This is a genomic window from Tepidiphilus margaritifer DSM 15129 (assembly GCF_000425565.1).
Taxonomy (GTDB): domain Bacteria; phylum Pseudomonadota; class Gammaproteobacteria; order Burkholderiales; family Rhodocyclaceae; genus Tepidiphilus; species Tepidiphilus margaritifer.
This window is the reverse complement of sequence record NZ_AUDR01000020.1, coordinates 36,170-60,832: the sequence shown is the minus strand read 5'-3', so window position 1 is coordinate 60,832 and position 24,663 is coordinate 36,170. Positions and strand designations below refer to the sequence as shown.

28 protein-coding genes are annotated in these 24,663 nt (G+C 66.2%); 4 read left to right on the top strand and 24 right to left on the bottom strand.

What is annotated here, in order from left to right:
- Positions 1 to 5 precede the first annotated feature (5 nt).
- From nagZ to rpoE, 13 genes are read right to left on the bottom strand one after another with little or no spacing between them, the layout of a single operon-like run.
- A complete protein-coding gene (nagZ, locus tag H607_RS0108585; protein ID WP_028875102.1) occupies positions 6 to 1,073 on the bottom strand; it encodes a beta-N-acetylhexosaminidase in 1,068 nt (355 codons plus the stop codon).
- Between the two features lie 14 nt (positions 1,074 to 1,087).
- Positions 1,088 to 1,495 (bottom strand): holo-ACP synthase, encoded by a 408-nt coding sequence (gene acpS, locus H607_RS0108580; RefSeq protein ID WP_028875101.1) that lies wholly within the window; start codon positions 1,493 to 1,495, stop codon positions 1,088 to 1,090.
- A complete protein-coding gene (locus H607_RS0108575; protein WP_028875100.1) occupies positions 1,492 to 2,241 on the bottom strand; it encodes a pyridoxine 5'-phosphate synthase in 750 nt (249 codons plus the stop codon). Before H607_RS0108575 ends, acpS begins: the two co-directional genes overlap by 4 nt.
- A complete protein-coding gene (gene recO, locus H607_RS0108570; RefSeq protein WP_028875099.1) occupies positions 2,238 to 2,939 on the bottom strand; it encodes a DNA repair protein RecO in 702 nt (233 codons plus the stop codon). Before recO ends, H607_RS0108575 begins: the two co-directional genes overlap by 4 nt.
- Positions 2,940 to 2,945: 6 nt before the next feature.
- Complete coding sequence (gene era / locus H607_RS0108565; protein WP_028875098.1) at positions 2,946 to 3,851, bottom strand: GTPase Era; 906 nt, start codon at positions 3,849 to 3,851, stop codon at positions 2,946 to 2,948.
- A gap of 18 nt (positions 3,852 to 3,869) precedes the next feature.
- Positions 3,870 to 4,556: a ribonuclease III gene (gene rnc / locus H607_RS0108560; RefSeq protein WP_028875097.1), complete on the bottom strand. Its 687-nt coding sequence runs from the start codon at positions 4,554 to 4,556 to the stop codon at positions 3,870 to 3,872.
- Positions 4,553 to 4,930 carry a DUF4845 domain-containing protein gene (locus tag H607_RS0108555; protein ID WP_028875096.1) on the bottom strand — a complete coding sequence of 126 codons (378 nt, stop codon included), beginning with the start codon at positions 4,928 to 4,930 and terminating at the stop codon, positions 4,553 to 4,555. The genes rnc and H607_RS0108555 overlap by 4 nt, the downstream gene beginning before the upstream one ends.
- A gap of 13 nt (positions 4,931 to 4,943) precedes the next feature.
- Positions 4,944 to 5,732 carry a signal peptidase I gene (gene lepB, locus H607_RS0108550; protein WP_028875095.1) on the bottom strand — a complete coding sequence of 263 codons (789 nt, stop codon included), beginning with the start codon at positions 5,730 to 5,732 and terminating at the stop codon, positions 4,944 to 4,946.
- Between the two features lie 33 nt (positions 5,733 to 5,765).
- Positions 5,766 to 7,559: a translation elongation factor 4 gene (gene lepA, locus H607_RS0108545; protein WP_028875094.1), complete on the bottom strand. Its 1,794-nt coding sequence runs from the start codon at positions 7,557 to 7,559 to the stop codon at positions 5,766 to 5,768.
- Between the two features lie 58 nt (positions 7,560 to 7,617).
- Positions 7,618 to 7,875 (bottom strand): glutaredoxin family protein, encoded by a 258-nt coding sequence (locus H607_RS0108540; protein ID WP_211218519.1) that lies wholly within the window; start codon positions 7,873 to 7,875, stop codon positions 7,618 to 7,620.
- A 1-nt stretch (position 7,876) separates the two neighbouring features.
- Positions 7,877 to 8,845, bottom strand: a complete 969-nt coding sequence (locus H607_RS0108535; RefSeq protein WP_028875092.1) for a MucB/RseB C-terminal domain-containing protein — start codon at positions 8,843 to 8,845, stop codon at positions 7,877 to 7,879.
- Entirely contained in the window at positions 8,845 to 9,387 is a 543-nt protein-coding gene (locus H607_RS12935) for a sigma-E factor negative regulatory protein (protein ID WP_051240782.1), read from the bottom strand. Before H607_RS12935 ends, H607_RS0108535 begins: the two co-directional genes overlap by 1 nt.
- 8 nt (positions 9,388 to 9,395) lie before the next feature.
- The gene (rpoE, locus tag H607_RS0108525) at positions 9,396 to 9,998 is read right to left on the bottom strand and encodes an RNA polymerase sigma factor RpoE (RefSeq protein ID WP_028875091.1); all 603 of its coding nucleotides are present in this window, start codon (positions 9,996 to 9,998) and stop codon (positions 9,396 to 9,398) included.
- 143 nt (positions 9,999 to 10,141) lie between these two features.
- On the opposite strand from rpoE, the gene nadB reads away from it, so the two are divergent.
- Positions 10,142 to 11,752, top strand: a complete 1,611-nt coding sequence (gene nadB / locus H607_RS0108520; RefSeq protein ID WP_028875090.1) for an L-aspartate oxidase — start codon at positions 10,142 to 10,144, stop codon at positions 11,750 to 11,752.
- Here nadB and H607_RS12330 read toward each other — a convergent pair.
- The 9 genes from H607_RS12330 to H607_RS0108480 all read right to left on the bottom strand — a co-directional run bounded on the left by H607_RS12330 (position 11,672) and on the right by H607_RS0108480 (position 18,267).
- Positions 11,672 to 12,109: a hypothetical protein gene (locus H607_RS12330; protein WP_157381286.1), complete on the bottom strand. Its 438-nt coding sequence runs from the start codon at positions 12,107 to 12,109 to the stop codon at positions 11,672 to 11,674. The two genes, nadB and H607_RS12330, sit on opposite strands and share 81 nt — an antisense overlap.
- Positions 12,110 to 12,112: 3 nt before the next feature.
- Positions 12,113 to 13,351: a beta-ketoacyl-ACP synthase II gene (fabF, locus tag H607_RS0108515; RefSeq protein ID WP_028875089.1), complete on the bottom strand. Its 1,239-nt coding sequence runs from the start codon at positions 13,349 to 13,351 to the stop codon at positions 12,113 to 12,115.
- 28 nt (positions 13,352 to 13,379) lie between these two features.
- Positions 13,380 to 13,619: an acyl carrier protein gene (gene acpP / locus H607_RS0108510; protein ID WP_028875088.1), complete on the bottom strand. Its 240-nt coding sequence runs from the start codon at positions 13,617 to 13,619 to the stop codon at positions 13,380 to 13,382.
- Positions 13,620 to 13,702: 83 nt separating this feature from the next.
- Positions 13,703 to 14,455 (bottom strand): 3-oxoacyl-ACP reductase FabG, encoded by a 753-nt coding sequence (gene fabG, locus H607_RS0108505; protein ID WP_028875087.1) that lies wholly within the window; start codon positions 14,453 to 14,455, stop codon positions 13,703 to 13,705.
- Positions 14,456 to 14,476: 21 nt separating this feature from the next.
- Positions 14,477 to 15,421, bottom strand: a complete 945-nt coding sequence (gene fabD, locus H607_RS0108500) for an ACP S-malonyltransferase (protein ID WP_028875086.1) — start codon at positions 15,419 to 15,421, stop codon at positions 14,477 to 14,479.
- Between the two features lie 14 nt (positions 15,422 to 15,435).
- The gene (locus tag H607_RS0108495; RefSeq protein WP_028875085.1) at positions 15,436 to 16,401 is read right to left on the bottom strand and encodes a beta-ketoacyl-ACP synthase III; all 966 of its coding nucleotides are present in this window, start codon (positions 16,399 to 16,401) and stop codon (positions 15,436 to 15,438) included.
- Positions 16,398 to 17,456 carry a phosphate acyltransferase PlsX gene (gene plsX / locus H607_RS12325; RefSeq protein WP_051240781.1) on the bottom strand — a complete coding sequence of 353 codons (1,059 nt, stop codon included), beginning with the start codon at positions 17,454 to 17,456 and terminating at the stop codon, positions 16,398 to 16,400. The genes H607_RS0108495 and plsX overlap by 4 nt, the downstream gene beginning before the upstream one ends.
- Before the next feature lie 80 nt (positions 17,457 to 17,536).
- Entirely contained in the window at positions 17,537 to 17,716 is a 180-nt protein-coding gene (gene rpmF / locus H607_RS0108485) for a 50S ribosomal protein L32 (protein WP_028875084.1), read from the bottom strand.
- A gap of 62 nt (positions 17,717 to 17,778) precedes the next feature.
- Positions 17,779 to 18,267 carry a YceD family protein gene (locus H607_RS0108480; protein ID WP_028875083.1) on the bottom strand — a complete coding sequence of 163 codons (489 nt, stop codon included), beginning with the start codon at positions 18,265 to 18,267 and terminating at the stop codon, positions 17,779 to 17,781.
- Positions 18,268 to 18,316: 49 nt separating this feature from the next.
- On the opposite strand from H607_RS0108480, the gene H607_RS0108475 reads away from it, so the two are divergent.
- Together H607_RS0108475 and H607_RS0108470 are read left to right on the top strand one after the other, a co-directional pair.
- Complete coding sequence (locus H607_RS0108475; protein ID WP_037990139.1) at positions 18,317 to 18,898, top strand: Maf family nucleotide pyrophosphatase; 582 nt, start codon at positions 18,317 to 18,319, stop codon at positions 18,896 to 18,898.
- The gene (locus H607_RS0108470) at positions 18,895 to 19,608 is read left to right on the top strand and encodes an SAM-dependent methyltransferase (protein ID WP_028875081.1); all 714 of its coding nucleotides are present in this window, start codon (positions 18,895 to 18,897) and stop codon (positions 19,606 to 19,608) included. Before H607_RS0108475 ends, H607_RS0108470 begins: the two co-directional genes overlap by 4 nt.
- Here the strand turns inward: H607_RS0108470 and H607_RS0108465 are convergent.
- On the bottom strand, positions 19,555 to 20,241 hold the full coding sequence (locus tag H607_RS0108465; protein WP_028875080.1) for an HAD family hydrolase: 687 nt from the start codon (positions 20,239 to 20,241) through the stop codon (positions 19,555 to 19,557). The genes H607_RS0108470 and H607_RS0108465 overlap by 54 nt on opposite strands.
- Entirely contained in the window at positions 20,238 to 21,194 is a 957-nt protein-coding gene (locus tag H607_RS0108460; protein WP_028875079.1) for an RluA family pseudouridine synthase, read from the bottom strand. The genes H607_RS0108465 and H607_RS0108460 overlap by 4 nt, the downstream gene beginning before the upstream one ends.
- Positions 21,195 to 21,668: 474 nt before the next feature.
- Between H607_RS0108460 and H607_RS12320 the strand changes: the two genes are divergently transcribed.
- Complete coding sequence (locus H607_RS12320) at positions 21,669 to 24,656, top strand: Rne/Rng family ribonuclease (protein ID WP_051240779.1); 2,988 nt, start codon at positions 21,669 to 21,671, stop codon at positions 24,654 to 24,656.
- Positions 24,657 to 24,663 lie beyond the last annotated feature (7 nt).

Genomic DNA, 24,663 nt, shown 5'->3' with positions numbered 1-24,663 from the left:
ACGGATCAGAACCAGACATTGCGCTGCGACCAGTCGCGCACGCGTTCGCGCGCCTGCAGGTAGGGTTCGAAGAGCTCGAGCTCGAACGGATCAGGAATGCGCGGCGAGCCGAGAAGCCCCGTGCGGCGCGCGATGACGTCCGCCGTCTCCTCCGGCCACGCCGCTTCGAGCAGATGCCCCACCCAGTCGGGGCGATTGCATACGAGCGCCAGGTCGCAACCGGCCGACAACGCCGCCGCGACGCGCGCACGAGGATCGTCCCCCGCGGCTCCAGCCCCCGCCATGCCCAGATCGTCGGAGAGCACGGCCCCGCGGAAACCCAGCCGAGCGCGCAGCACTTCCCCGAGCCAGAAGGCGGAAAATCCCGCCGGTTCGGGGGCACAGCGTTCATAGCGCACGTGCGCCGGCATGACGCCGGCGAGCGAGCGCAACAGGCGATGGCGATAGGGCACGAGGTCACGCTGCCAGATCGCCCCGAAAGGGCGGGAATCGACCGGCAGCGTCTCGTGCGAGTCGGCGGCCACCGCGCCATGGCCGGGAAAATGTTTGCCGACGGCGCGCACCCCCATCATGGTGAGCCCCGCCACCAGCGCCTGGGCGAGCCGCGCGACCACACCGGCATCGTCGCTGAAGGCGCGGTCACCGATCACCGCGCTCACTCCTGCCTCGACGTCGAGCACCGGGGCAAAAGTGAGATCGATGCCGTGCGCGGCGAGTTCCGCGCCGATGACGAGCCCGACGTCGTAGGCGAGCGCCACCGCCTGCTCGGGGTCGCGTTCGTACTCATCGCCGAGCCGGCGCATGGGGGCGACCGGGGTGAAGCCATCGCGGCGGAAGCGCTGCACGCGCCCACCTTCCTGATCGACGGCAATGACCAACGGCCCTGGGCGGGCGGAACGTATCGCCTGGACCAGGGCGGCGAGCTGGGCCGAATCGCGATAATTGCGGGCAAAGAGAATGACGCCGCCCACGGCCGGATGGGCGAGACGGCGCAGCTCCTCCGGGCTCGGTTCGAGACCGGCGAGATCGATCATCAAAGGGCCGGGCGGCAAAGAAGATGCGGCAATATTCATGGGACAGGGGCTTGTCAGGCAGGGGGGAAAGTCGGCGATTCGCCCTCGCTACGCTCGAGCACGACGAAGGCGACGGCGTACTCGCGCTCGTCGGCAAGACTCAAGTGCGCCCTCAGGTCGGCCGCGGCGAGTCGGGCCGCAAGGGACTCGGCGAAGGCGAAGAAGGGACGCCCGCGGGCATCGTGCGCCACCCACAATTCCTGCCAGCCGAGCGACGCCCCCAGCCCCGTGCCCCAGGCCTTGGCAAAAGCCTCTTTGGCGGCAAAGCGCTTGGCGAGCAAGCGCTCCGGCATGGTCGCACGAAAAAATTCTTCTCGTTCGGCCGGGGCGAGGATGCGCTCGGCGAAGTGCGAACCATGGCGCGCGAGCGCGGCAGCCAGACGCTCGATACGTACGAGGTCGGTGCCCACACTGACGATCATCGGGCGCAGGACTCGCGCATCAGCCGTTTCATTTCGCGCACGGCCTCGCGCAGGCCGGTGAAGACGGCACGGCTGACGATGGCATGACCGATGTGCAGTTCCCGCACGCCGGGCAGGGCCGCCACCGGCTGAACGTTGTAGTAATTGAGGGCATGCCCCGCATTGAAGCGCATGCCCAGCCCTACGATCGCCTCCCCCGCCCGACGTACCTTGTCGAGCTCGGCCTGCACGGCGGGGCGTTCCAGATCGCGCCCGACGGCATGAAAGGCGTGGGCGTAGGGGCCGGTGTGCACCTCGCAGACTTCGGCGCCGATGCGGCTCGCCGCCTCGACCTGACGAGGATCGGCGTCGAGAAAGACGCTCACGACGATGCCGGCATCGCGCAAACGGGAGACGACACCCCGCAAGCGGGTCTCGTCACGCACGATGTCCAGCCCCCCTTCGGTGGTGATCTCCTGGCGCCCCTCGGGAACCAGCATGGCCATTTCCGGTTTCAGGGCGCAGGCGATCGCCACCATCTCGTCGGTGGGCGCCATCTCGAGATTGAGCTTGATGTGGGTGAGCTCGCGCAGCCGCCGGACGTCGGCATCCTGGATGTGACGGCGATCCTCCCGCAGATGGACCGTGATCCCGTCGGCCCCACCCAGATGCGCCTCCACCGCCGCCCACACGGGGTCGGGTTCGTAGGTGCGGCGCGCCTGGCGCAGGGTGGCAACGTGGTCGATGTTCACTCCGAGTTCGATCATTCGAGCAGCTCCCGTAACATGCGTCGTGCCTGCAATTCCTGCCCGTCGAGGGCATGGTCGATGAGCCGGCGCGTGAGTGCGCGCACTTCGGCGAGTGTCTCCGGCCGGCTCCAGCGCCCAGCGCGCAGGTCTTCCAGCGTCTCGGCGCTCAGCACCACCTCGCCCGGCGCCGATTCGCCTTCCCTGAGCGGTACCAACCCGCGGCGCGGCTCGAAGCGATAGCGCCCGGCCACGGTGTGCGGCCAATCCAGGCCGTAGCCGAGCGCGGTGAGGAAGGCGAGTTCGAAGCGGCGCAGCACCGGCGAGAGCGCCTCCCCCGCAGCGAGCGCGCGCACCGCCGCATCGTAAGCGAGGAAGACCTCGCGGTGGGGATCTTCGCGCGCGAGCAGCCGCAGCACCAGCTCGTTGAGATAATACCCGCACCACAGCGCCCTGCCCTGCAGCAACGGCACGCCCCCGGCCCAGTCGGCCCGCGTGAGGGTGCGCACTTCGCCCGCCCCGCTCCAGCCGAGCACGAGCGGTTGGAACGTGAGCAGCACGGGGCGCAGCTGCGAACCAGGCCGGCGCGCGCCCTTGGCGACCAGAGCGAGGCGGCCGTGTTCGAGCGTGAGCACGTCGAGCAGCAGGCTCGTCTCGCGCCAGGGACGCGCGTGCAAGACGTAGGCAGGCTCGGCCTCGACCCGTTGCCGCCGCGCCATGCGCCCTCAGCCGTCGTAGCCCAGAGAGCGCAGCGCCTGTTCGTCATCGGCCCAGCCGCTGCGCACCTTGACCCAGACTTCGAGATAGACGCGCGCCTCCAGCAGATTCTCCAGCTCCTGGCGCGCCTCGGTGGCGATGCGCTTGATGCGCTCGCCGCCGCGGCCGATCACGATCGCCTTGTGCGGTTCGCGCTCCACGATCACCGCGGCGTAGATGCGGCGCAAGTTGCCTTCGACTTCGTAGCGCTCGATCTCCACGGCAACGCCGTAGGGCAACTCGTCGCCGACGAGACGGAAGACTTTCTCCCGCAGATATTCGGCGGCGAGGAAGCGTTCGCTGCGATCGGTGATCATGTCGGGATCGTAGATCGGCTCTCCCTCGGGCAGATAGGGTTCGAGGGCGCGCAGGAGCTCGTCGGTGTGCTCGTCTTTTTCTGCCGACAGCGGCACGATCTCGGCGAAAGGCCGGCGCTGCGCCATTTCGGCGATGAAGGGCAGCAGCAGTTTCTTGTCTTTGAGGCGGTCGACCTTGTTGATGACGAGCACGACCGGCACGTTCTCCGGCAGCAGAGACATGACCTGAGCATCTTCGACCGTGAAGCGGCAGGCCTCAATCACGAAGACGATGACGTCGACTTCGGAGAGCGCCTGCGTGACGGTGCGGTTCATCAAGCGGTTGAGCGCACGCTTGTGCCGCGTCTGAAACCCGGGCGTGTCGACGAAGACGAACTGTGCCCGGTCGGTGGTAAGGATGCCGTGGACACGGTGGCGCGTCGTCTGCTGCTTGCGCGAGACGATGCTCACCTTGTGGCCGACGAGGCGGTTGGTGAGAGTGGATTTGCCGACGTTGGGCCGGCCGACGATGGCGGCATAGCCGGCGCGAAAGGGGGAAGCAGAGGAAGTATCGTTCATCGGGGCTCTGGAAATGGTTCAGATCTCTCCCAACTGCGCCAGGATCTTGGCGGCGGCGTCTTGCTCGGCGGCGCGGCGGCTTGGCCCTTCGCCCTCGGCGGAAAGTCCGATCGCTTCGGCCTGCGCCCGCACCTTGAAGTGCTGCGCGTGCGCCGGGCCGCTGACGCTCACGATCTCGTAGCGCGGCACGGGATGATGCCGCCCTTGCAGCCATTCCTGCAGACGGGTCTTGGGATCTTTGAGACGTTCGAGTGGGCCGAGCGCGGCGAGTTCCGGTTCGAGGATGTGCGCCACCAGCTCGCGTGCCGCCTCATAGCCGCCGTCGAGCAGCACCGCGCCAACGATGGCCTCGAGCGCGTCAGCCAGCAGCGAAGGGCGACGGTTGCCCCCGGCGCGCCGCTCTCCCTCGCCGATGACGAGATACTCGTCGAGCCCCAGGCGCAAGGCCGCCGCGGCCAAGGTTTCCTGGCGCACGAGGCTTGCGCGGGCGCGGGAAAGCGTCCCCTCGGGTTCGTCGGGATGGCGGCGATAGAGGAGCTCGGCCACCGCCAGGTCGAGCGCGGCATCGCCGAGAAATTCCAGACGCTCGTTGTGTCCTTCGCCCGCGCTGCGGTGTCTGAGCGCGGTGGTGAGCAGATCGAGGTCGAGGAAACGATAACCGAGGCGCTCCTGCAGCGCTTGCCACCGTCGCCCTGCTTCACTCATGGCGCGCCTATCGTCCCGTGGGCCTCGAAATCGAAGGCAAGGCTGACATTGGCAACGAGGGGCACGAGCCGCTGGTAGCGCACTTCGACCTTGGTACGCCCCTCTTCGCGGGTAATGACGAGATCTCGCCCGCTGACGGAAGTGAAGTCGTCGATCGTGGCGAACTTGTCGAACTCGGCGCGCAGTTGCGAAGGCGGGGTCTGCGGATCAGCCCGCTGGGTGAGCTCGGCAACGGCACGCTTGATCGCAGCGTATTCGGTATAGACGGGAACGATGCGCAGGGCGAGGATCAACCCGAGGCCGACGATCACGCCCCAGAAGATCACTCCCAGCAAGCTGACCCCGCTTTGCCCTTGTACCCTCACTGCGTCCATGCGTGTGCTCCTTTTATTGGATGCGGCCGATACGCGAGAGATCGGAGAGGTTCAGCCAGATGAAAAACGCCTTGCCGACGATGTTCTCTTCCGGCACGAAACCCCATACCCGGCTGTCGCTGCTGCCGTCGCGGTTGTCCCCCATCACGAAATAGTGCCCCGGCGGAACGAAGCAGCGCACGCCGCGCCGAGTGTATTCGCAGCGGTCGGCATAGGGAAATTCGAGCCGCTGCGTGACGAAAGGAGGAGCGACGTCATCGACGAGGATGTCGTGCGGATGATCTCCCAGATACTCTCGCCAGCGGGTGGAATAATACAACCGATCGGGATGAAAATAGTCCGGTAACGGGTCGTATTGCACCGGCACGCCGTTGATGCGCAGTTTTTTGTCGATATATTCGACGTAGTCGCCCGGCAAACCGACGACCCGCTTGATGTAATCGACCGAAGGATCGGCCGGATAGCGGAATACCATGACCTCGCCGCGTTGCGGGTGCCCCACGGGGATGATGACGCGGTCGAGAATCGGCAAGCGGATGCCATAGGAGAATTTGTCGACGAGGATGAAGTCGCCCACCAGCAGCGTCGGGATCATCGACCCCGAAGGGATCTTGAACGGTTCGACCACGAAGGAGCGCAGCACGAAGACGGCGAGAATCACCGGAAAGAAGCTCGCCCCGTATTCGACCCACCAGGGTGCCGGGGCTCCCTCGGGGCGACGTTTGCTCGCCACCCAACGATCGAGCGCCCAGAGCACGCCCGTGGCGAGCGTGAGCAGGAAGAGGATCAACGCGAAATTCATGGTTCCCTGCCTTGGAGAGTGCGGCGAGGCCGGTCAGGCTTCGTCGGTACGCAGCACCGCGAGGAAGGCTTCCTGCGGGATCTCGACGTTGCCGACCTGCTTCATGCGTTTCTTGCCGGCCTTCTGCTTTTCGAGGAGCTTCTTCTTGCGCGAGATGTCGCCGCCATAGCACTTGGCGAGCACGTTCTTGCGCAGCGCCTTGATCGTCTCGCGCGCGATGATGTGCGAGCCGATCGCCGCCTGCAACGGCACGTCGAACATCTGCCGCGGGATGAGGCTGCGCAGTTTCTCGACGAGCTCACGGCCGCGTCGCTGGGCGCTAGCGCGGTGCACGATCACCGAGAGCGCATCGACTTTCTCGCCATTGACGAGGACGTCGAGCTTGACGAGATCGGCGGGGCGGTATTCCTTGAACTCGTAGTCGAGCGAGGCATAGCCTCGCGACACGGACTTCAGCCGGTCGAAGAAATCCATCACCACTTCGTTCATCGGTAGCTCGAAGATCGCGTGGACCTGCCGACCGTGGTAGCGCAGGTCGACCTGCACGCCGCGCTTCTGGTTGCACAGCGTGAGCACGGGGCCGAGGTAGTCCTGCGGCACGAAGATGTGCGCGGTGATGATGGGCTCGCGGATCTCCTCGATTTTGCTCGGATCGGGCAGACGCGAGGGATTTTCGATGCGCTGCACCTCGCCCGAACGCAGCACCACTTCATAGACGACCGAAGGCGCCGTGGTGATGAGGTTCTGGCCGAACTCGCGCTCGAGCCGCTCCTGCACGATGTCCATGTGCAACAGCCCGAGAAAGCCGCAGCGGAAACCGAATCCCAACGCCTGCGAGGTCTCGGGCTCGAACTGCAGCGCTGCGTCGTTCAACTTGAGCTTTTCGAGCGCCTCGCGCAGGGAATCGTATTCGCTCGATTCCACAGGATAGAGGCCGGCGAAGACCTGCGGCTTGATCTCGCGAAAGCCGGGCAGCGGCTCGGTGGCGGCACGGGGCAGCGTCGTGATCGTGTCGCCGACCTTGGCCGCACGCAGCTCCTTGATGCCGGCAACGACGAACCCCACTTCACCGCATTCGAGCGCGTCGCGTTCGAGCGAACGCGGCGTGAAGACGCCGAGCCGCTCGATCGTGTACTCGGCCCCGGTCGACATCAGCCGGATGCGCTCGCCGCGAGCGAGTCGCCCATCGACCACCCGCACCAGCATGACGACGCCGACGTAGTTGTCGAACCAGGAATCGATGATGAGCGCGCGGGTGGGCGCATCGGGCCGTCCGCGCGGAGGCGGTACCCGGCGCACCACGGCTTCGAGCACGTCCTCGATCCCCAAACCCGTCTTGGCCGAACAGAGCACGGCTTCGCTCGCATCCACGCCGATGACGTCCTCGATCTCGGCGCGGGCACGCTCGGGATCGGCCTGCGGCAGATCGATCTTGTTGAGTACCGGCACCACCTCGACACCGAGCTCGATCGCGGTGTAGCAGTTGGCCACCGTCTGCGCCTCCACCCCTTGGGAGGCATCGACCACGAGGAGCGCTCCCTCGCAGGCCGACAGCGAGCGGCTCACCTCGTAGGAAAAATCGACGTGCCCCGGCGTGTCGATGAGGTTGAGCTCGTAGGTCTGGCCGTCGCGCGCCCGGTAGCTGAGCGTGGCGGTCTGCGCCTTGATGGTGATGCCGCGTTCGCGCTCGAGATCCATCGAGTCGAGCACGCGATCCTCCATCTCGCGCTCGGACAGGCCACCGCAATGCTGGATGAGTCGGTCGGCGAGCGTGGACTTGCCGTGATCGATGTGGGCGATGATCGAGAAGTTGCGTATGTTTTTCATCGGCAAACAAAAAAAGCCCCGCAGGGCGCAGAAAGTCGGTCGGGTCGATTCATTCCATTCATTCTAACGGAAAACGGGACAAATAGGCATGAACTTTTGCCGCATCGCAGCGATGGCGGCATACCTCCACCCCATCGTGCAGCACGACCGGGATCGCCCGGCCGTAGCGCTCACGCCAGGCCAAATCTGCATCCACGTCGCGTTTGACCACGGAAAAGCCATGGCGTTGCGCGATGGGCGCCAAGTCTTTCACCATCTCGTCACACAGATGGCATCCCGGGCGCGACAGCACCCATAGCTCGCGCGGCGGTCGCACTTCAGGAACCTCCTTTGCGCGTCATGGCGGCCAAGAGGGCTTGCAGGGTCACGGACGGCACTTCTCCCATGGCGGTACGCAAAGCCCCGGGATCCTGGCGCCGTACTACCGTCGTCGCGCCAAAGCGCTCGATTTGCTCGGAGGTCTCGGTCCCTTCCCAGGGCTCGAAGAACACCGACACGGTGACGAGGCCGTCGCCGATGAGCCACTGCACGATCGTCTTGCCAGAGGGGCCACGGCGCTGCAGGATTCCCTCGAGCTGAAATCCGGACGGCAAGGCACCGAGCTCCCAGCCCGTCTCACCGGCGCCGACGGATTTGCCCCGCAGATCGACGCGCTGCCACTCGCTGCGGGAGGCGAATTTCTGGCGAACGACGGCGGCCTGGGTCGCGGCACCCAACTGGAAATCGGAAAAAGTCTGCGTTTCCAGCGCACGGGCCGGAGTTTCTTCCCACACCACCCTTTTGAGCACGACCGCACTTTCCCGATCGATCCACCAATCTTGGCCGAAACGCAAAGCGTCGCGCGGCACGAAACGCACGCCGAACACCTCGCGCCCGGCAACGCGGTCCATGCCAAGGGATTCGAGACGATAGGACGATTCGATGCGGCCGACGGAGCCGACCGGATGATAAGACAGCCCGGCGGCCCCGGCAGCGCGATCGATCAGGACCACGCGATCCTCGGGCAGGAAACAGCGGACCTCGTCACCGATGCGTATGGTCTCGCGCGGGGCCCCTTCGAGCACCTCGACCCATTCCAGGGGCTTGCCGTCGGCGAGCAGATGGGTCACGCGCAGGGTCTGCATCTTGTCGCCGATCTGCAGAACCACCGTGCCGTGATAATCGGCGGCCGAAGGGGCGAGCGCCCGCTCGACCCAGCGCTGCAAATCCTCTGCCGCCCGGGCGCCGGCGGCGGCGAGCACGGCGGCGAGACAGAGCGCTGCCGTCAGTGTGCGGGCCACACGCATCAATGAGTCCCTCGCGGCTGCGCCATCACACGGGCATAACGCAGGCTACCGATACCGTTGGCCCCATGCGCATTGCCATAGGCCACCCAGTAGAACCGCTCGTCGACGCTCGCCCCCTCCTGGACCAAGGGCGCTGCATCGGCGGCAACCTGGCGCAGGGGCAAGGTATCCCCGCCCTCTTCGCGTGGCATCTGCCACACGGCCCAGCCGGCGGTAGCGACCACCGCCACGGCGGCGGCCGTCGCCATCCAGCGCGGACGCGCCTCGTTGGCAGCGGGCCGTCGTAACGGCAGGGGCACGGTCGACACCGTCGCCGGAAGCTCGGCATCGATTCGCGCGAGTATGGATGCCCGTAGATCGCGCATCGGTGTGGCGAGCTCGCCGCGAAGCGCTTCGCCGATGAGATGATAGGCCACCCAGCGCCCGGACAAGGCGGGGTCGCTCGCGAGCCGTTCAGCCCAAAACGCGGCATCCGCGCCGTCGAGCTCGCCATCGATCAGGGCCGACAGTGCCTCTGGAGTCGTTTTCGTGTCGCGCATCATGTCGTTTCCTACCAACGTCGATCGGGGGCCGTATCGAGCAACGGCCGCAAACGATGTGCGATCGCCTCCCGTGCGCGAAAGATTCGCGAGCGCACGGTACCGATCGGGCAGCCCATCACCTGGGCGATTTCTTCATAGCTGAGCCCTTCGAGCTCGCGCAACGTGATCGCGATGCGCAATTCTTCGGGCAGGGATTGGATCGCCTCTTCCACCGTCTGGGCGATCTCCTGGGTGAGGAGCAAATTTTCCGGTGTCTCGCTGTCGCTGAGCGTGTCGAGTTCGTCCCATGTCTCTCCCTCCTCCGTCTCATGAACGGTGGCGCTCACCGCCGGGCGGCGGTTGGAGGCCATCAGGTGATTCTTGGCGGTATTGATGGCGATGCGATAGAGCCAGGTATAGAAGGCGCTATCGCCCCGAAACGAGTCGAGCGCACGATAGGCCTTGATGAAGGTCTCCTGGGTCAAGTCTTCCACCTCCGCCGGGTCGCGCACCAGGCGCGACAACAACCGCTGCACTTTGCGCTGGTATTTCGACACGAGCAGCCCGAAGGCGTTCTTGTCGCCTTGCCGCGCGCGCGCCACGAGCTGTTGGTCGATTTCTCGGTTGGTCATCGAAAGCGAGCCTGACTTCCCTGTCGAAGGTTCATTATACCCACTCGCTTCGCTGACATCCGACGAAATCGACCACGAGCGCAGGGCTTTGGTTCCGCCGTTGTGATACCCTTTGATTCCCACCCCTCTTCCCTCTGTCCACGATGGAACACTTCGACGTCCTCATCCTCGGCAGCGGCCTCGCCGGTCAGAGCGTAGCGCTGAAACTCGCCGACCAACGCAAAGTCGCCCTCGTCACCAAACGCACCTTGATGGAGAGCGCCAGCGCCTACGCCCAAGGCGGCATCGCCGCGGTGCTCGACGATGCCGACAGCATCGAGGCGCACGTGCGCGACACCCTCGTGGCCGGCGCGGGACTGTGCGATCCGAAAGCCGTGCGCTTCGTGGTCGAACGCGGCAAGAAGGCCATCGACTGGCTCATCGCCCAAGGCGTGCCGTTCTCGCGCGACGAGCGCGGCCAGTACCATCTCACGCGCGAGGGAGGACATTCGCAGCGGCGCATCATCCACGCGGCGGATGCCACCGGTGCCGCCGTCCAGCAAACGCTCACCGCCAAGGTGAAGGCGCACCCGAACATCCGGGTGTTCGAGCACCACATCGCGATCGACCTCATCACCGGAACGAAGATCGGCCGGCCCGAACTGGGATGCCTCGGCGCTTACGTCTTCGACCGGCAGGCCGGGCACGTGCGCACCTTCTCGGCCGCACACACGGTGCTCGCCACCGGCGGCGCGGGCAAGGTCTACCTCTATTCGACCAACCCGGACACCGCCACGGGCGATGGCATCGCCATGGCCTGGCGCGCCGGCTGCCGCGTGGCGAACATGGAGTTCATCCAGTTCCATCCCACTTGCCTCTACCACCCGCACGCCAAGTCCTTCCTCATCAGCGAGGCGGTGCGCGGCGAGGGTGGCGTCTTGCGGCTGCCCAATGGCGAGCGCTTCATGCCGAAACACGACCCGCGCGCCGAGCTCGCGCCGCGTGACGTCGTGGCGCGCGCCATCGACTATGAGATGAAACGGCTCGGCATCGAGTGCGTCTACCTCGACATCACACACAAGGATCCGGACTGGATCCGCAGCCATTTCCCCAACATCTACGCGCGCTGCCTGGAATTGGGCATCGACATCACCAAGCAGCCGATCCCGGTGGTGCCGGCGGCGCACTATACCTGCGGGGGAGTCAAGGTCGACCTTTCCTCCCGCACCGACCTGCTGCACCTCTACGCGGTGGGCGAATCGACCTGCACGGGGCTGCACGGCGCGAATCGCCTGGCGAGCAATTCACTGCTCGAATGCCTCGTCTTCGGGGAAGCCGCGGTGCAGGACATGCTGGCGCAAACTCCCCGTGCGCCCCTGCCGCTGCCAGATTGGGACGAGAGCCGCGTAACCGACGCCGACGAGGAAGTGGTGATCGCGCACAACTGGGACGAGCTGCGCCGCTTCATGTGGGACTACGTCGGGATCGTGCGCACCACCAAGCGGCTGCAGCGCGCGATGCACCGCATTCGGCTGCTGGAGCGCGAGATCGCCGAGTACTATGCGAACTTCCGCGTCAGCAACGACCTCATCGAACTACGCAACCTGGTGACAGTGGCCGAGCTCATCGTGCGCTGCGCCCTCAAGCGCAAGGAGAGCCGCGGCTTGCATTACACCAAGGACTATCCCGACACCCTACCGGTCGCCCGCAATACCATCCTGCGGCCGCGGCGACCGACCAGTAGCGCACCAGTACGCCAAAGCCCAACGGTCTGACTCGGACAAAGCCGACAGCTCGACGAGATAAGTCGCGCCGCGACCGCCACGCAGCGGCCAGGTCCGCAGGATCACCCAGATGCCGAAGCGCCGGGCGTCCGTGCGATGGCGCGGCGCATTGCCCTCGGCGAGCGCGAAATAGCGCCCCGGCCACAACCACAGGGTCGCCCCGGTAGAAAACGATCGGCGCCAACGGGCCGCGATGAGGGCGAGGACAGCGGCGAACGCGGCCGCCTTGGGCCAAGGAAAGTACAGGAAAGCAAGGACAAATGAGCCCGCGACCAGGGCGAGCGCCAAGCCGATCGAACGGCGCGGCACAGGTACGACGAGCCGGTATGGCTGCGCCGTACCATCCATGGATCAGACCCGCTTGAAGAGCAGCGTGCCGTTGGTGCCGCCGAAACCGAAGGAGTTGGACAGCGCCGCCCGAATACGCGTGGGACGGGCGACGTTGGGGCAGTAGTCGAGATCACACCCCTCGCCGGGCTCTTCGAGGTTGATGGTGGGCGGCACGATCTGGTGATGCAGCGCAAGCACGGTGAATACGGCCTCCACCCCGCCGGCTGCGCCCAGCAGGTGCCCGGTCATCGACTTGGTCGAGCTCACCACCAACTGCCGCGCATGCTCGCCGAAGGTACGCTTCACCGCCACCGTCTCGGCTACGTCGCCCAGCGGCGTGGAAGTACCGTGGGCGTTGATGTAGTCGATCTCGTCTGGTGCCATGCGTGCGTCTTTGAGGGCGTTGCGCATGCAGCGCATGGCGCCGTCGCCATCCTCGCACGGCGCCGTCATGTGGAAGGCATCGGCGCTCATACCATAGCCCCCCACTTCGGCGTAGATGCGCGCGCCGCGGGCCTTGGCGTGCTCGTATTCCTCGAGCACCAACACCCCCGCCCCTTCACCGAGCACGAACCCGTCGCGATCTTTGTCCCAGGGGCGGCTCGCCCGTTCGGGCTCTTCGTTGCGCGTGGAGAGCGCCTTGGCCGAGGCGAATCCGCCGATCGCCAAGGGAGTGACGGTCGACTCGGCCCCGCCGGCGATCATCACGTCGACGTCGCCGTACTGGATCATGCGCGTCGCCTCGCCGATGCAGTGTGTGGCGGTACTGCAGGCGGTCACCATCGCCAGGCACGGCCCCTTGATGCCGAAATGGATCGACAGGTGGCCGGAGATCATGTTGATGATGGTGGCGGGGATGAAGAAGGGAGAGATGCGCCGCGGGCCACTTTTGAGGAATTCACCATGCGTCTCTTCGATCATCGGCAGACCGCCGATGCCGGAGCCGATGTTGATACCTACGCGCTCGGCATTCTCTTCGGTGATCTCGAGTCCCGAATCACGCATGGCCTGGATACCGGCCGCCATTCCGTAATGGATGAAGGTATCCATGCGGCGCGCTTCTTTCTTGGGAATGTAAGCCTCGACGTCGAACCCCTTGACCTCGCCGGCGATGCGTACCGGAAAACCGGAAGCATCGAAACGGCTGATGGGAACGATGCCGGAGCGCCCCGCGACGATGTTGGCCCAGGCTTCTTCGACGGTATTGCCCACCGGGGAAACGATGCCCATCCCGGTGACGACGACTCTGCGACGGGTCAAGGTTGGCTCCGCAGGAGAAGGGAAAAGGTTACTTCTTGACGTGGTTGGTAATGTAATCGATGGCCTGCTGCACCGTGGTGATCTTCTCGGCGTCCTCGTCCGGAATCTCGCATTCGAATTCTTCTTCCAGCGCCATCACCAGTTCGACGGTGTCAAGCGAATCGGCGCCGAGATCCTCGACGAAAGAAGATTCGTTCTTGATCTCGGATTCATTGACGCCCAGCTGCTCGGCCACGATTTTCTTGACACGCTGCTCGATGTTTTCCATTTCAGGAAACTCCTTGAACGGGATGTGGAAAAAACGGGGTTATTCTACCAAAGATGGGAAGTTTGCAACGGAAGGTTACACCATCAAGCGGCCATATACATGCCGCCGTTGACGTGCAGTGTCGCGCCGGTGACGTAGGAAGCCGCCGGCGAGGCGAGGAAGAGCACCGCTGCGGCCACCTCTTCCGGCGCGCCAAACCGCCCCAGGGCGATGCGACCGGCCAGGGCATGGCGGGCTTCGTCGGCGAGCGCCCGGGTCATGTCGGTGTCGATGAAACCGGGGGCGACGCAGTTCACGGTGATGCCGCGACTACCCAGTTCGAGCGCGAGCGAGCGGCTCATGCCGGCCACGCCCGCTTTCGCCGCGGCGTAATTGGCCTGACCGGGGTTGCCCGAATGCGCCACCACGGAGGTAACGTTCACGATGCGGCCGTAGCGCGCCTTCATCATCCCCTTGAGCACGAGTTTGCACAGACGGAAAGTCGCCTTGAGGTTGGTGTCGAGCACGGCATCCCATTCCTCGTCCTTCATGCGCAGGGCGAGGTTGTCGCGGGTGATGCCGGCGTTGTTCACCAATACGGCGATGGGTCCGTACTGCTGCTCGACGGCAGCGATGAACGCCGTGGCTGCAGCCGCGTCGGTGACGTCGAGCCGCATCCCCTCGCCGGCGATGCCCGCGGCGCGCAGCGCTTCGGCGATGGCGGCGGCCCCTTCGTCGGTGGTCGCCGTGCCAATCACTTTGGCCCCCGCCTGCCCCAGGGCGAGTGCGATGGCTCGGCCGATGCCGCGGGAGGCACCCGTGACGACGGCCGTCTGGCCGTCGAGGCGAAACTGGATCATGTCTTCCCCTTTTCCTTGTCAGCCCTTGGTGCCGAGCGTCTCGAGTGCCGCACGCAGGCTCGCCGCGTCGGCGAACGCCCCGCCTTCGAGATCCTTGACGATGCGTTTGGTGAGCGCGGCGAGCACCTTGCCGGGCCCGCATTCATAGACGTGGGTGATACCGCGATGCGCTGCCTCTGCGATCGTCTCGATCCAGCGCACGGGGCGCCAGGCCTGCTCGACGAGGGCACGGCGAATCTCCTCGGGGTCGCGGTGTTCGACAACATCGACGTTGTGCAGCACGGGAATGCGAGGCGGGCGCAGCGCGATACCGGCGAGGCGCTCGGCAAGCCGCTCGGCGGCCGGTTTCATCAGTTCGCAGTGAAAAGGGGCGCTCACCGGCAGCGGCACGGCGCGCTTGGCTCCGGCTTCTTTGGCGAGCGCCGCGGCGCGTTCGACCGCCTCCTTGTGCCCGGCGATGACGATCTGCCCTGGGGCATTGAGATTGGCCGGGGCGACGATACCCCCCGTCTCGGCAGCGGCCTGGCGGCAAACGGCTTCCACGGCCGCGGCATCCAGCCCCATCACCGCAGCCATGGCGCCGGCACCGGCCGGAACCGCTTCCTGCATCGCCTGGGCGCGCAACCGCACCAGGGGCAGCGCGTCGGCGAACGACAGACTCTCCGCGGCCACCAATGCCGTATATTCCCCCAGGCTGTGCCCGGCGAGGAGCGCCGGTTCAGGGCCGCCCAGGGCGCGCCAGGCGCGCCACACGGCCACGCCAGCCGTGAGCATCAGCGGTTGGGTATTGACCGTGAGTGCAAGCCGTTCGGCTGGACCGGACTGAACCATCTCCCACAGATCTTCGCCGAGCACGTCGCTCGCCTCGGCAAAGGTCTCACGGATGGCCGGCAGCCCCTCATAAGGAGCCATCATGCCGACGGACTGCGACCCCTGACCGGGAAACACGAACATGAAACGCATGATCCTCCGTCTCCTCAATAGCGCAGCAGCGCCGCACCCCAGGTAAAGCCGCCGCCGATGCCCTCGAGCAAGAGGGTCTGTCCAGGGCGGATCTTGCCCTCGGCGATGCCGACGTCGAGCGCCAACGGAATGGAGGCCGCCGACGTATTGCCGTGCCGATCCACCGTGCTGATGACCTGCTCGAGCGGTAGGCCCAGACGTTTGGCCGTGGCCTGCAGGATGCGGACGTTGGCCTGATGCGGAATCAGCCAATCGAGCGATTCGACCGGCAGTTTGGCCAGATCGAGTACTTCGTGCGCCACTTCGGCTAGCACCTGGACAGCGAATTTGAACACCGCCTGCCCTTCCATGCGCACGAAGGGATCGCCCTGCACCTTGCCCGCACCCACTTGGCCCGGCACCCACAACTCGGCGTGATGCCGCCCGTCGGCGTGGAGCCGCGTGGCAAGGATACCCGGCAGTTCATCGGCTTCGAGCACGATCGCGCCGGCTCCATCGCCGAAGAGCACACAAGTGGAGCGATCGTTCCAGTCGAGAATGCGAGAGAAGACTTCGGCGCCGACCACCAGCGCCCGCCGCGCCTCCCCCAGGCGAAGGAACTTGTCGGCGAGCGCCAGCGCATAGACGAAACCACTGCACACCGCCTGGACGTCGAATGCGGGCGCCCGGTTGGTCATGCCCAGCTTGGCCTGCAAAATGGTGGCCGTACTGGGAAAGACGTAATCCGGCGTGGAGGTGGCGAGCACGAGGAGGTCGATATCGTCGGGCCGACAATCGGCCCGCTCCAGGGCATGCCGTGCGGCGATGAGGGCGAGGTCGCTCGCCATCTCCCCCTCGGCGGCGAAATGCCGTGCGGCGATGCCGGTGCGGGTGCGAATCCATTCATCCGACGTTTCGATGCCGCGCGCGACCAGATCGTCGTTGGTGATGGGCACTCCGGGCAGATGGCTACCCGTGCCGATGATGCGGGAAAATCTCATGACGATGCCACCTCGGTGACGGGCGAGACGGCCCGAGGCCACGCCCCTGCCATTTTTTGTTCGATGCGCTCGACCAGGCGATGCGCCGCCGCTTCGGTCGCTCGATCCAGGGCCTGACCGAAGGCATAGGCATCGGCCCCGCCGTGGCTCTTCACCACGACCCCGCGCAATCCCACCAACACCGCACCGTTGTAGCGGCGCGGATCGACGCGATTTTTGAATCGTTTGAGCACCGGATAGGCCGCCAACCCCATGAGACGGGTGAGCAACGTGCGGTTGAATTCTTCGCGCAGGATGAGCGCGAGCATCTGCGCGAGCCCCTCGGTCGTCTTGAGCGCGACGTTGCCGACGAACCCGTCGCACACGACGACGTCGGCTTGGCCGGAGTAGATGTCCTCGACGTTGCCGACGAAATTGAGATCGGTGGCACGCAGCAGTGCCGCGGCATCCCGCACCACCTGATTGCCTTTGATGTCTTCGGTGCCGATGTTGAGCAGCCCCACCCGGGGACGCTCCACCTGTTCGACGGCGGATACGAGCAAGGAACCCATGATGCCGAATTGACGCAAGTGCTCGGCAGTGCAATCGACGTTGGCCCCGAGATCGAGCACCCAGACGCGACTGCCGCGCGCCGGCAGCACCGTGGCGATCGCCGGGCGATCGATGCCGGGCAGAGTCTTCAATACGAAGCGCGCGATCGACATCAACGCACCGGTATTACCGGCGGAAACCACCGCCTGTGCCCGGCCCGCCTTGATCTGCTCGATCGCCACGCGCAGGGAAGAATCCTTCTTGTTGCGCATGGCGGACGTGGGCGCCTCGTCCATCTCGACGACCTGGGAAGCCGGCACGAGCTCGATGCGCCCGCCGAAATCACGGCGCAGACGCGCGACTTCCGCCTCGATCGCCGCCGGCTGCCCCACCGCCAGCACGGAGATGGCAGAACGGCGGCGCAAAAACGCCTCGATCGCCGGCAAGGTGACTTGCGGCCCGTGATCCCCGCCCATGCAATCGACGGCGAGTACGAGCGAATCTTCGCCCTGGGAATTCGTCATGATCGGTCACAAAAAACGTGCAATCGCGGCACCCAACGACGCAAACGATTGCACGAGACCATCGACCGCAGAAAGGAGGCTCACTCGCCGCTGACGTCGATCACCTTGCGGCCGCGATAGAAGCCGCTCGGCGTGATGTGATGGCGCCGATGCACTTCACCCGTGGTGGGATCGACGGCGATCGGCGGATTCTTCAGCGCTTGGTGGGCGCGATGCATCCCGCGCTTGGAGGGGGATTTCTTGTTCTGCTGAACGGCCATGACCGGATACTCCTCTCGTTCGAACCAGCCGGACGACGCCGGCCAAAAAGCTAAAGATTATCTCACGAACGCTTCAGTTGCGCCAAGACCGCGAACGGGGAAGGTTTGTCACCCGCCTCCCAGGGCCCGGGCGGCTCGCAGACTTCATGCCGCGCGAAGACGGGCAACTCAAGCAGGATCTCGTCCTCGACGAGGCTCGCCACGTCGATCTTCCCGGCAAACTGGATCGCATCACAGGATTCGTCCTCGAGCTCCTCTTCGGGAATGACCTCGTCGAGGCGATACAACGACAAGCGCCGCGCCACGACGAACGCCCAATCCATCGGCTCGAGACAACGCTCGCAGCGCAATACCGCCACCCCCTGCGCGCTCACCTCGAGCGCGGCCCGGCCATCCTCGAGCCGCAGCCCCGAGACATGCCAGCGCACCGCCCCCAATTCGAGCGAGGAAGCAGCCAAGCGTGGCAGCTCGGCCGAGCCGAACTCACCGGAGAGCGAGTCGGCATCCCGAGCGAACACCAGCGGATCGGACAGAATCACGTTTTGCGACATAGGTCGGCAATGATAAGATTTCCCGACATTTTTGTCAAAAATACCCTTCATGCCGCGTCTGATCCTCGCCTCCACCTCGCCCTACCGTCGCCAGCTCCTCGAGCGCTTCGGCCTGCCTTTCGCCGCCATCGCCCCCCAGGTCGATGAAACACCGCTGCCCGGCGAATCCCCGGCACAGACGGGCCGGCGACTGGCCGAAGCCAAAGCCCGAGCGGTTGCGGCGACGCTCGGCGAAGCCTGCCACGTCATCGGCAGCGACCAGGTCGCCCACCTCGGCGACGAGCGTTTCGGCAAACCGGGCAGCGTGGAGCGTGCCGTCGCGCAACTGCAACGCATGCGCGGCCGGACAGTGGAATTCTCCACCGCCGTGTGCGTACTCGACGAGCAGGGCCGCGCCCAGACCGAACTCGTGCCCACCCGGGTGCGCTTTCGCGCCGACCTCACCGACGCGGAGATCGTGCGCTACGTCGAGCGCGAACGGCCGCTCGACTGCGCCGGCAGCGCCAAGGCCGAAGGTCTGGGCATCACGCTGCTCGAGGCGATCGAATCGAGCGACCCCACCGCCCTCATCGGCCTGCCGCTCATCGCCACGGCGCGGATGCTGCGCCGCCTCGGGTGGACGCTGCCGTGACCCCCGGGCGATTGCTGCTCATCCCCACGCCACTAGGCGATGAAGGGCCGCCGCTGCTGCCGCCGGAACACTTGCGCGAAGTGCAGCGCCTGCGCCGTTTCGTCGTCGAAAACGAGAAACCAGCCCGCGCCGCCCTCAAACGCCTGGGACATCCGAGGCCAATTGCCGAATTACTGCTGCAGCGCATCCCCGACGCGCCGACGCCGGCTGCTCTGGACGTGCTACTCGCACCTTGCCTAGAAGGCGAGGACATCGGCCTGATGTCCGATGCCGGCTGCCCCGGGGTGGCCGACCCCGGAGCGGCGCTGGTCGCCCGGGCGCACGGGCGCGGCATTGCCGTGGTGCCGCTCGTCGGCCCTTCGGCCCTCATGCTCGCGCTCATGGGCAGCGGTCTCGAGGGCCAGCGTTTCGCCTTCCACGGCTACCTGCCGATCCCGGCGCCGGAGCGCGCCACCGCGATCGCCGCACTGGAAGCGAAATCCCGCGCCCAGAGGCAGAGCCAATTCTTCATCGAAACGCCATACCGTAACGATCGCATGCTCGAAACCCTGGTGCAGGTGCTGGCACCGACGACGCTGCTGTGCGTGGCCTGCCATCTCACCCAGCCGGATCAATGGATCCGCACCGCCCCCGTCGCACGCTGGCGCACCGAACCCTTACCGACGCTCGGCAAGCGCCCGACCGTCTTCGGCTTTCTCTCCCAGCAATAGCGGCGCGAGCGCACGCGCAGAATCCACCACCGACAACGGCCGCAGCGCCGTGAGCGCCTCGCGCGGATGCGCCCCGTAGGCCACGCCAATGGCGGACGTTCCCGCCGCCTGGGCCATGAGCAAGTCGTGCGTCGTATCGCCGATCATCACTGCCCGCTCGGGCGGAACCGCGAACTCTTCGAGCAGCTCGTGCAGCATCTGCGGATGCGGCTTGGAATGGCACTCATCGGCGGTACGCGAGGCCATCACGTAGCGGCGCAAACCCGAATGATCGAGCGCACGTTCCAGCCCTAGCCGGCTCTTTCCGGTGGCCACCGCCACGTAGCGCCCGGCCGCCACGAGCCGCGCAAGCAGCTCCTCGACCCCGGGAAAGAGCTCGAGCTCGCCGTCGTGCGACAAGTAATGGTGGCGGTAGCGCGCCGCCATCTCCGGGTAGCGCTGCGCCGGCAGCTCGGGCAGCGCCAGACGCAAGGCATCGGCCAAGCCCAGGCCGATCACCTGCCGCGCCCGCTGCGCCGGCGGAGGCGGCACGCCCAGATCCTCGGCGGCACGCTGCATCGCGCGCACGATGGCCGCCGTCGAATCCATCAGCGTTCCATCCCAATCGAATACCACCAGATCGAATGCGCTCACCCTTCCTCCCCCGCGCCCAGATCAGCCAAAAATTCCCGCAATTCCGGCGGCAATGGCGCCTCCAGGTCGAGGCGCACCCCCGAGCGCGGATGCACGAAAGAAAGAAATGCCGCATGCAGGAACATGCGATCGAATCCCGACCGCGCCAGCGCCTTGTTGGCGGCGAAACGACCGTACTTCTCGTCTCCCACCAAGGGATGCCCCAGATGCGCCATATGGACGCGAATCTGATGCGTGCGCCCGGTCTTCAATTCCACTTCCACCAAGGTATAACCCGCCTGCGGCCAGCGCCGCAGACGCCGCACGATGCTGTGCGCGACTTTCCCCTCAGGGCTGACGCGCACGCGTCGCTCCCCTTCCGGCGTGAGGTACTTGAAAAGCGGCGCGCGCACATGCTGCATGTGCTGCTCGACGAGGCCGTGGACCAAGGCGAGATAGCGCTTGCGCACCTGCCCGGCGCGCAAGGCATCCTGCAGCGCCTTCAGGGCCGAGCGGCGCTTGGCCACCATCAGCAGGCCGGACGTTTCACGATCGAGCCGATGCACCAGCTCGAGCAGCGGTGCCGCCGGCCGCTCGGCGCGCAAGCGCTCGATCACCCCGAACGACACGCCCGAGCCGCCATGCACCGCCAACCCGGCCGGCTTGTCGAGTACGATCAGGTCTTCGTCCTCATGGATCACCGGCAGCGGCGGCCCGGCGGGAATCGCCGGACGCACGGGCGCCTCGGCCACGCGCACCGGCGGCACCCGCACCCTCTGTCCCTGCTCGAGGCGTGTCTGCGCCTGCGCCCGACGGCCGTCGACGCGCACCTCGCCGCTGCGGATGATGCGATAGACGTGACTCTTCGGCACCCCCTTGAGGTGACGCAGAAGGTAATTGTCCAGGCGCTGCCCGGCGCCCGCCTCGTCGACGCACCACTCCTGCGCCGCGGGAGAAATTTTGCGTTCCATCATCTTCCCGAATATACTATCGCTTCGATTCACGGTCGAGTCGTCGTGCAACGTCCACCCGGAGTGGACCGACTTCGAGCGGTCGAGCCCGTCGAGAAGACGCCGTGCTCCCGCCCGACCGGAATCGGGTAACCCCTCCGACCCGGCGCCTCGATTTTTTTCGCGCCGCGTCGGATGAACCGGCGGAACACCAGGCTCGCCCGGCCTTATCGACTTTTTTCTCAACTTGAACGGCTCGGGCGGACACGAACAGGAATGCAGTCCGCCGCACCCCGAACGGTGCGGCACAACCGAAGAGACGATCGACGACATGGTGCCACCGAATCCAGGCCCCACGCCTCCCGCACTGCACGGCGCAGTCCCTTGCCCCGTGCGGCCTGCCCGGCCGCCGCGGAACGGCGCCTCCGCGCGCTGACGTCGACCCTCACCGGGCCGCTGCCCGTTCGCGTCCGCCCGCAGCGCGGGAGTGACGACACGATGAAACGCATGCTCTTCAACGCGACGCAGCCGGAAGAACTGCGCGTCGCCATCGTCGACGGCCAGAAGCTGATCGATTTCGACATCGAAGGATCCGGCCGCGAACAGCGCAAAGGCAATATCTACAAGGCGGTGATCACCCGCATCGAGCCCAGCCTCGAGGCGGTGTTCGTCGATTACGGCGAAGAGCGCCACGGGTTCCTTCCCTTCAAGGAAGTCGCCCGCACCTACTGGAAAAGCACCGAAGCCAACGGCCGCACACGGGTGCAAGACGCCCTCTCGGTCGGGCAAGAGCTCATCGTCCAGGTGGAAAAGGACGAGCGCGGCAACAAGGGCGCGGCGCTCACCACCTATATCTCTCTGGCTGGCCGCTACCTCGTCCTCATGCCCAACAACCCGCGCGGCGGCGGTGTGTCGCGTCGCATCGACGGGGAAGAGCGGGCCGAGCTGAAAGCCTTGCTCGAGGAACTCGACGTCCCCGACGGCATGAGCCTGATCGCACGCACCGCGGCCATCGGCCGCACGCGCGAAGAGCTGCAGTGGGACCTCAACTACCTCCTCAAGCTGTGGCGTGCGATCGAAGACGCCGCCGCCTCGCAATCCGGCCCCTTCCTCATCTACCAGGAAAGCGCCCTGGTGATTCGGGCGATCCGCGATTACTTCCAGCCCGACATCGGCGAGATCCTGTGCGACACCGACGACATCTACGAGCAGGCGCGCCAATTCATGGCCCACGTCATGCCCGACTGCGTGCCGCGCGTCAAACGCTACCAGGACGATGTCCCCCTCTTCTCCCGCTTCCAGATCGAACACCAGATCGAGACGGCCTATTCGCGCCAGGTGAATCTGCCCAGTGGCGGCGCCATCGTCATCGACCACACCGAAGCGCTGGTGGCCATCGACGTCAACTCCGGGCGCGCCACGAAAGGGGCCGACATCGAAGAGACGGCCTTCAAGACCAACCTGGAGGCGGCCGATGAGATCGCCCGTCAGCTGCGCCTGCGCGACCTCGGCGGACTCATCGTCATCGACTTCATCGACATGGAGTCGGCCAAAAACCAGCGCGAGGTCGAGAACCGCCTCAAGGATTCCATCAAACACGACCGCGCCCGCGTGCAGCTGGGCAAGATCAGCAAATTCGGCTTGCTGGAACTCTCGCGCCAACGGTTGCGCCCGGCACTGGCCGAGACGAGCTACATCACCTGTCCCCGCTGTACCGGCACCGGCCACATCCGCAGCACTGAATCGGCCGCGCTGCACATCCTGCGGCTGATCGAAGAAGAGGCGATCAAGGAGAACACCGCCGCCGTCTATACCCAGGTTCCGGTCGACGTCGCCACCTACCTCCTCAACGAGAAGCGGGTCGACGTCGCCCGCATCGAAGCGCGGCACAAGGTACGTATCGTCGTCATCCCCAACCGCCACATGGAGACGCCGGCCTATGAAGTGGTGCGTCTGCGCCACGACCAGCTCGACACGCACGACGTCACCCTGGTGAGCTACGAACTGGCCACGCCACCCGCCCCCGAATCCAACCGCGTCACCGAGCTCACCGAGAAACCTGCCCGGCGCCAGGAAGCGGCCGTCAAGGGCATCACCCCCGAAACACCGCCCCCTTCGCCGAGCGCCGCGGCCCCCGTCCCGGCGCCGACCGCCGAATCTTCCGCGGTGAAATCCGCCCCGCCCCCCTTGGTGCAGCGCCTCAAGTCCTGGTTGCGCAGCCTCATGGGCCCTGGCGCCAGCGAAGCAGCCAAGGCCGAAGCGCCCGTCCCGGCTCCCGCTGCGGCCGAATCCGCCGCCGAAGCGCCCCGACGCCCCGAAGGTCGGCGTCAACCGCGCCCGCCCCGTAGCGCCGAAGGATCCCGCCGCAGCGAGCGTGCGCCGCGCGAACCGAGCCGGCGCCGTGAAGAAGCGACGGAGCGCCGCAGCGAGCGTGCGCCCGTCGAAGCACCCCTTCCGAGCCCTGTTTCCGAGACCCTGCCCATCGCACCGCAGACGCCCCAGGTTCCCGCCTCCGCCCCAAGCGCCGAACCCGCGCCGTCGCGGGTGCCTGCCGCGGAGGAAACCGGAGAAACGCTGGAACTGGTCTTGCCATCGGCCGGCGAATCCTCGACCGAAACTGCGTCGCCCGAAACTTCGGCCAAGCGTCGCCGCCGCTCGCGTTCGCGCCGCAAGGGAACGGGTGAAGCGGCAGAGACGATCGAATCCGCCGAAACCGAAGATACGGCGCAGGCCGAGATCGAACCCGCTGCGAGCGAAGAGTCTGGCCGAGCCGCCGAGTCCCAGCCGCCGCGCAAGTCCGCGAAAAAGCGCGACGATGCCACCGCCGCGCACCTGCCCGAGCCAGCATCCGCCGCTCCAGCGCCGGAAAATCTGCCCGTCCTCGTGCCGCCGCAGCTTCCCGCGCCGGCAGTCGGGCAGGAGGGCGCAGGCGCGGCCGCCGAGTCTGAAGCTCCCGCCACGGCCGCTTCCGTCAGCCTGACCGAGATCGCTGCGCCACAGGGCGAACCCGAGGTTCCCTCTCGGAACACCCTGTTCGAAGGAGCAGTGGCTGAAATCGCCGAGGCAGCACCGGCCGAACAGGCGCTGCCCAGCCGTACGGCCGTAGCCCAAGAATCCGCGGCGGTTCCTGCGAGCGAGGAAACGGCCGTCTCCCTTCCGGCGAGCGAACCTCGGACCGAGGCGACCCCCTCCACGCCGTCCGGATCCGCCATGCCGAAGGCGGAGGTCACTGCGCCCACGCCGACACCGCCGCAGACGACGCCCGAATCCCTGCGCGAGATCCTCGCCGCCGCCGGCCTGCAGTGGGTAGAGACCGATCCAGCCAAGCTCGCCGAGCTCAAGCCCACCGAAGTGATCGTGCAACTCGGCCGCCCCGTGGTGCGCCTGCCCAAGGTCGAGGAAGGGCCGCTCGTTCAGGTGGAGACCAAGCGGTCCTCTGTCGAATCGACCCCACCCGTCGCCGACGAGCAACCTCCCGCCGCCTGAAAAAGGG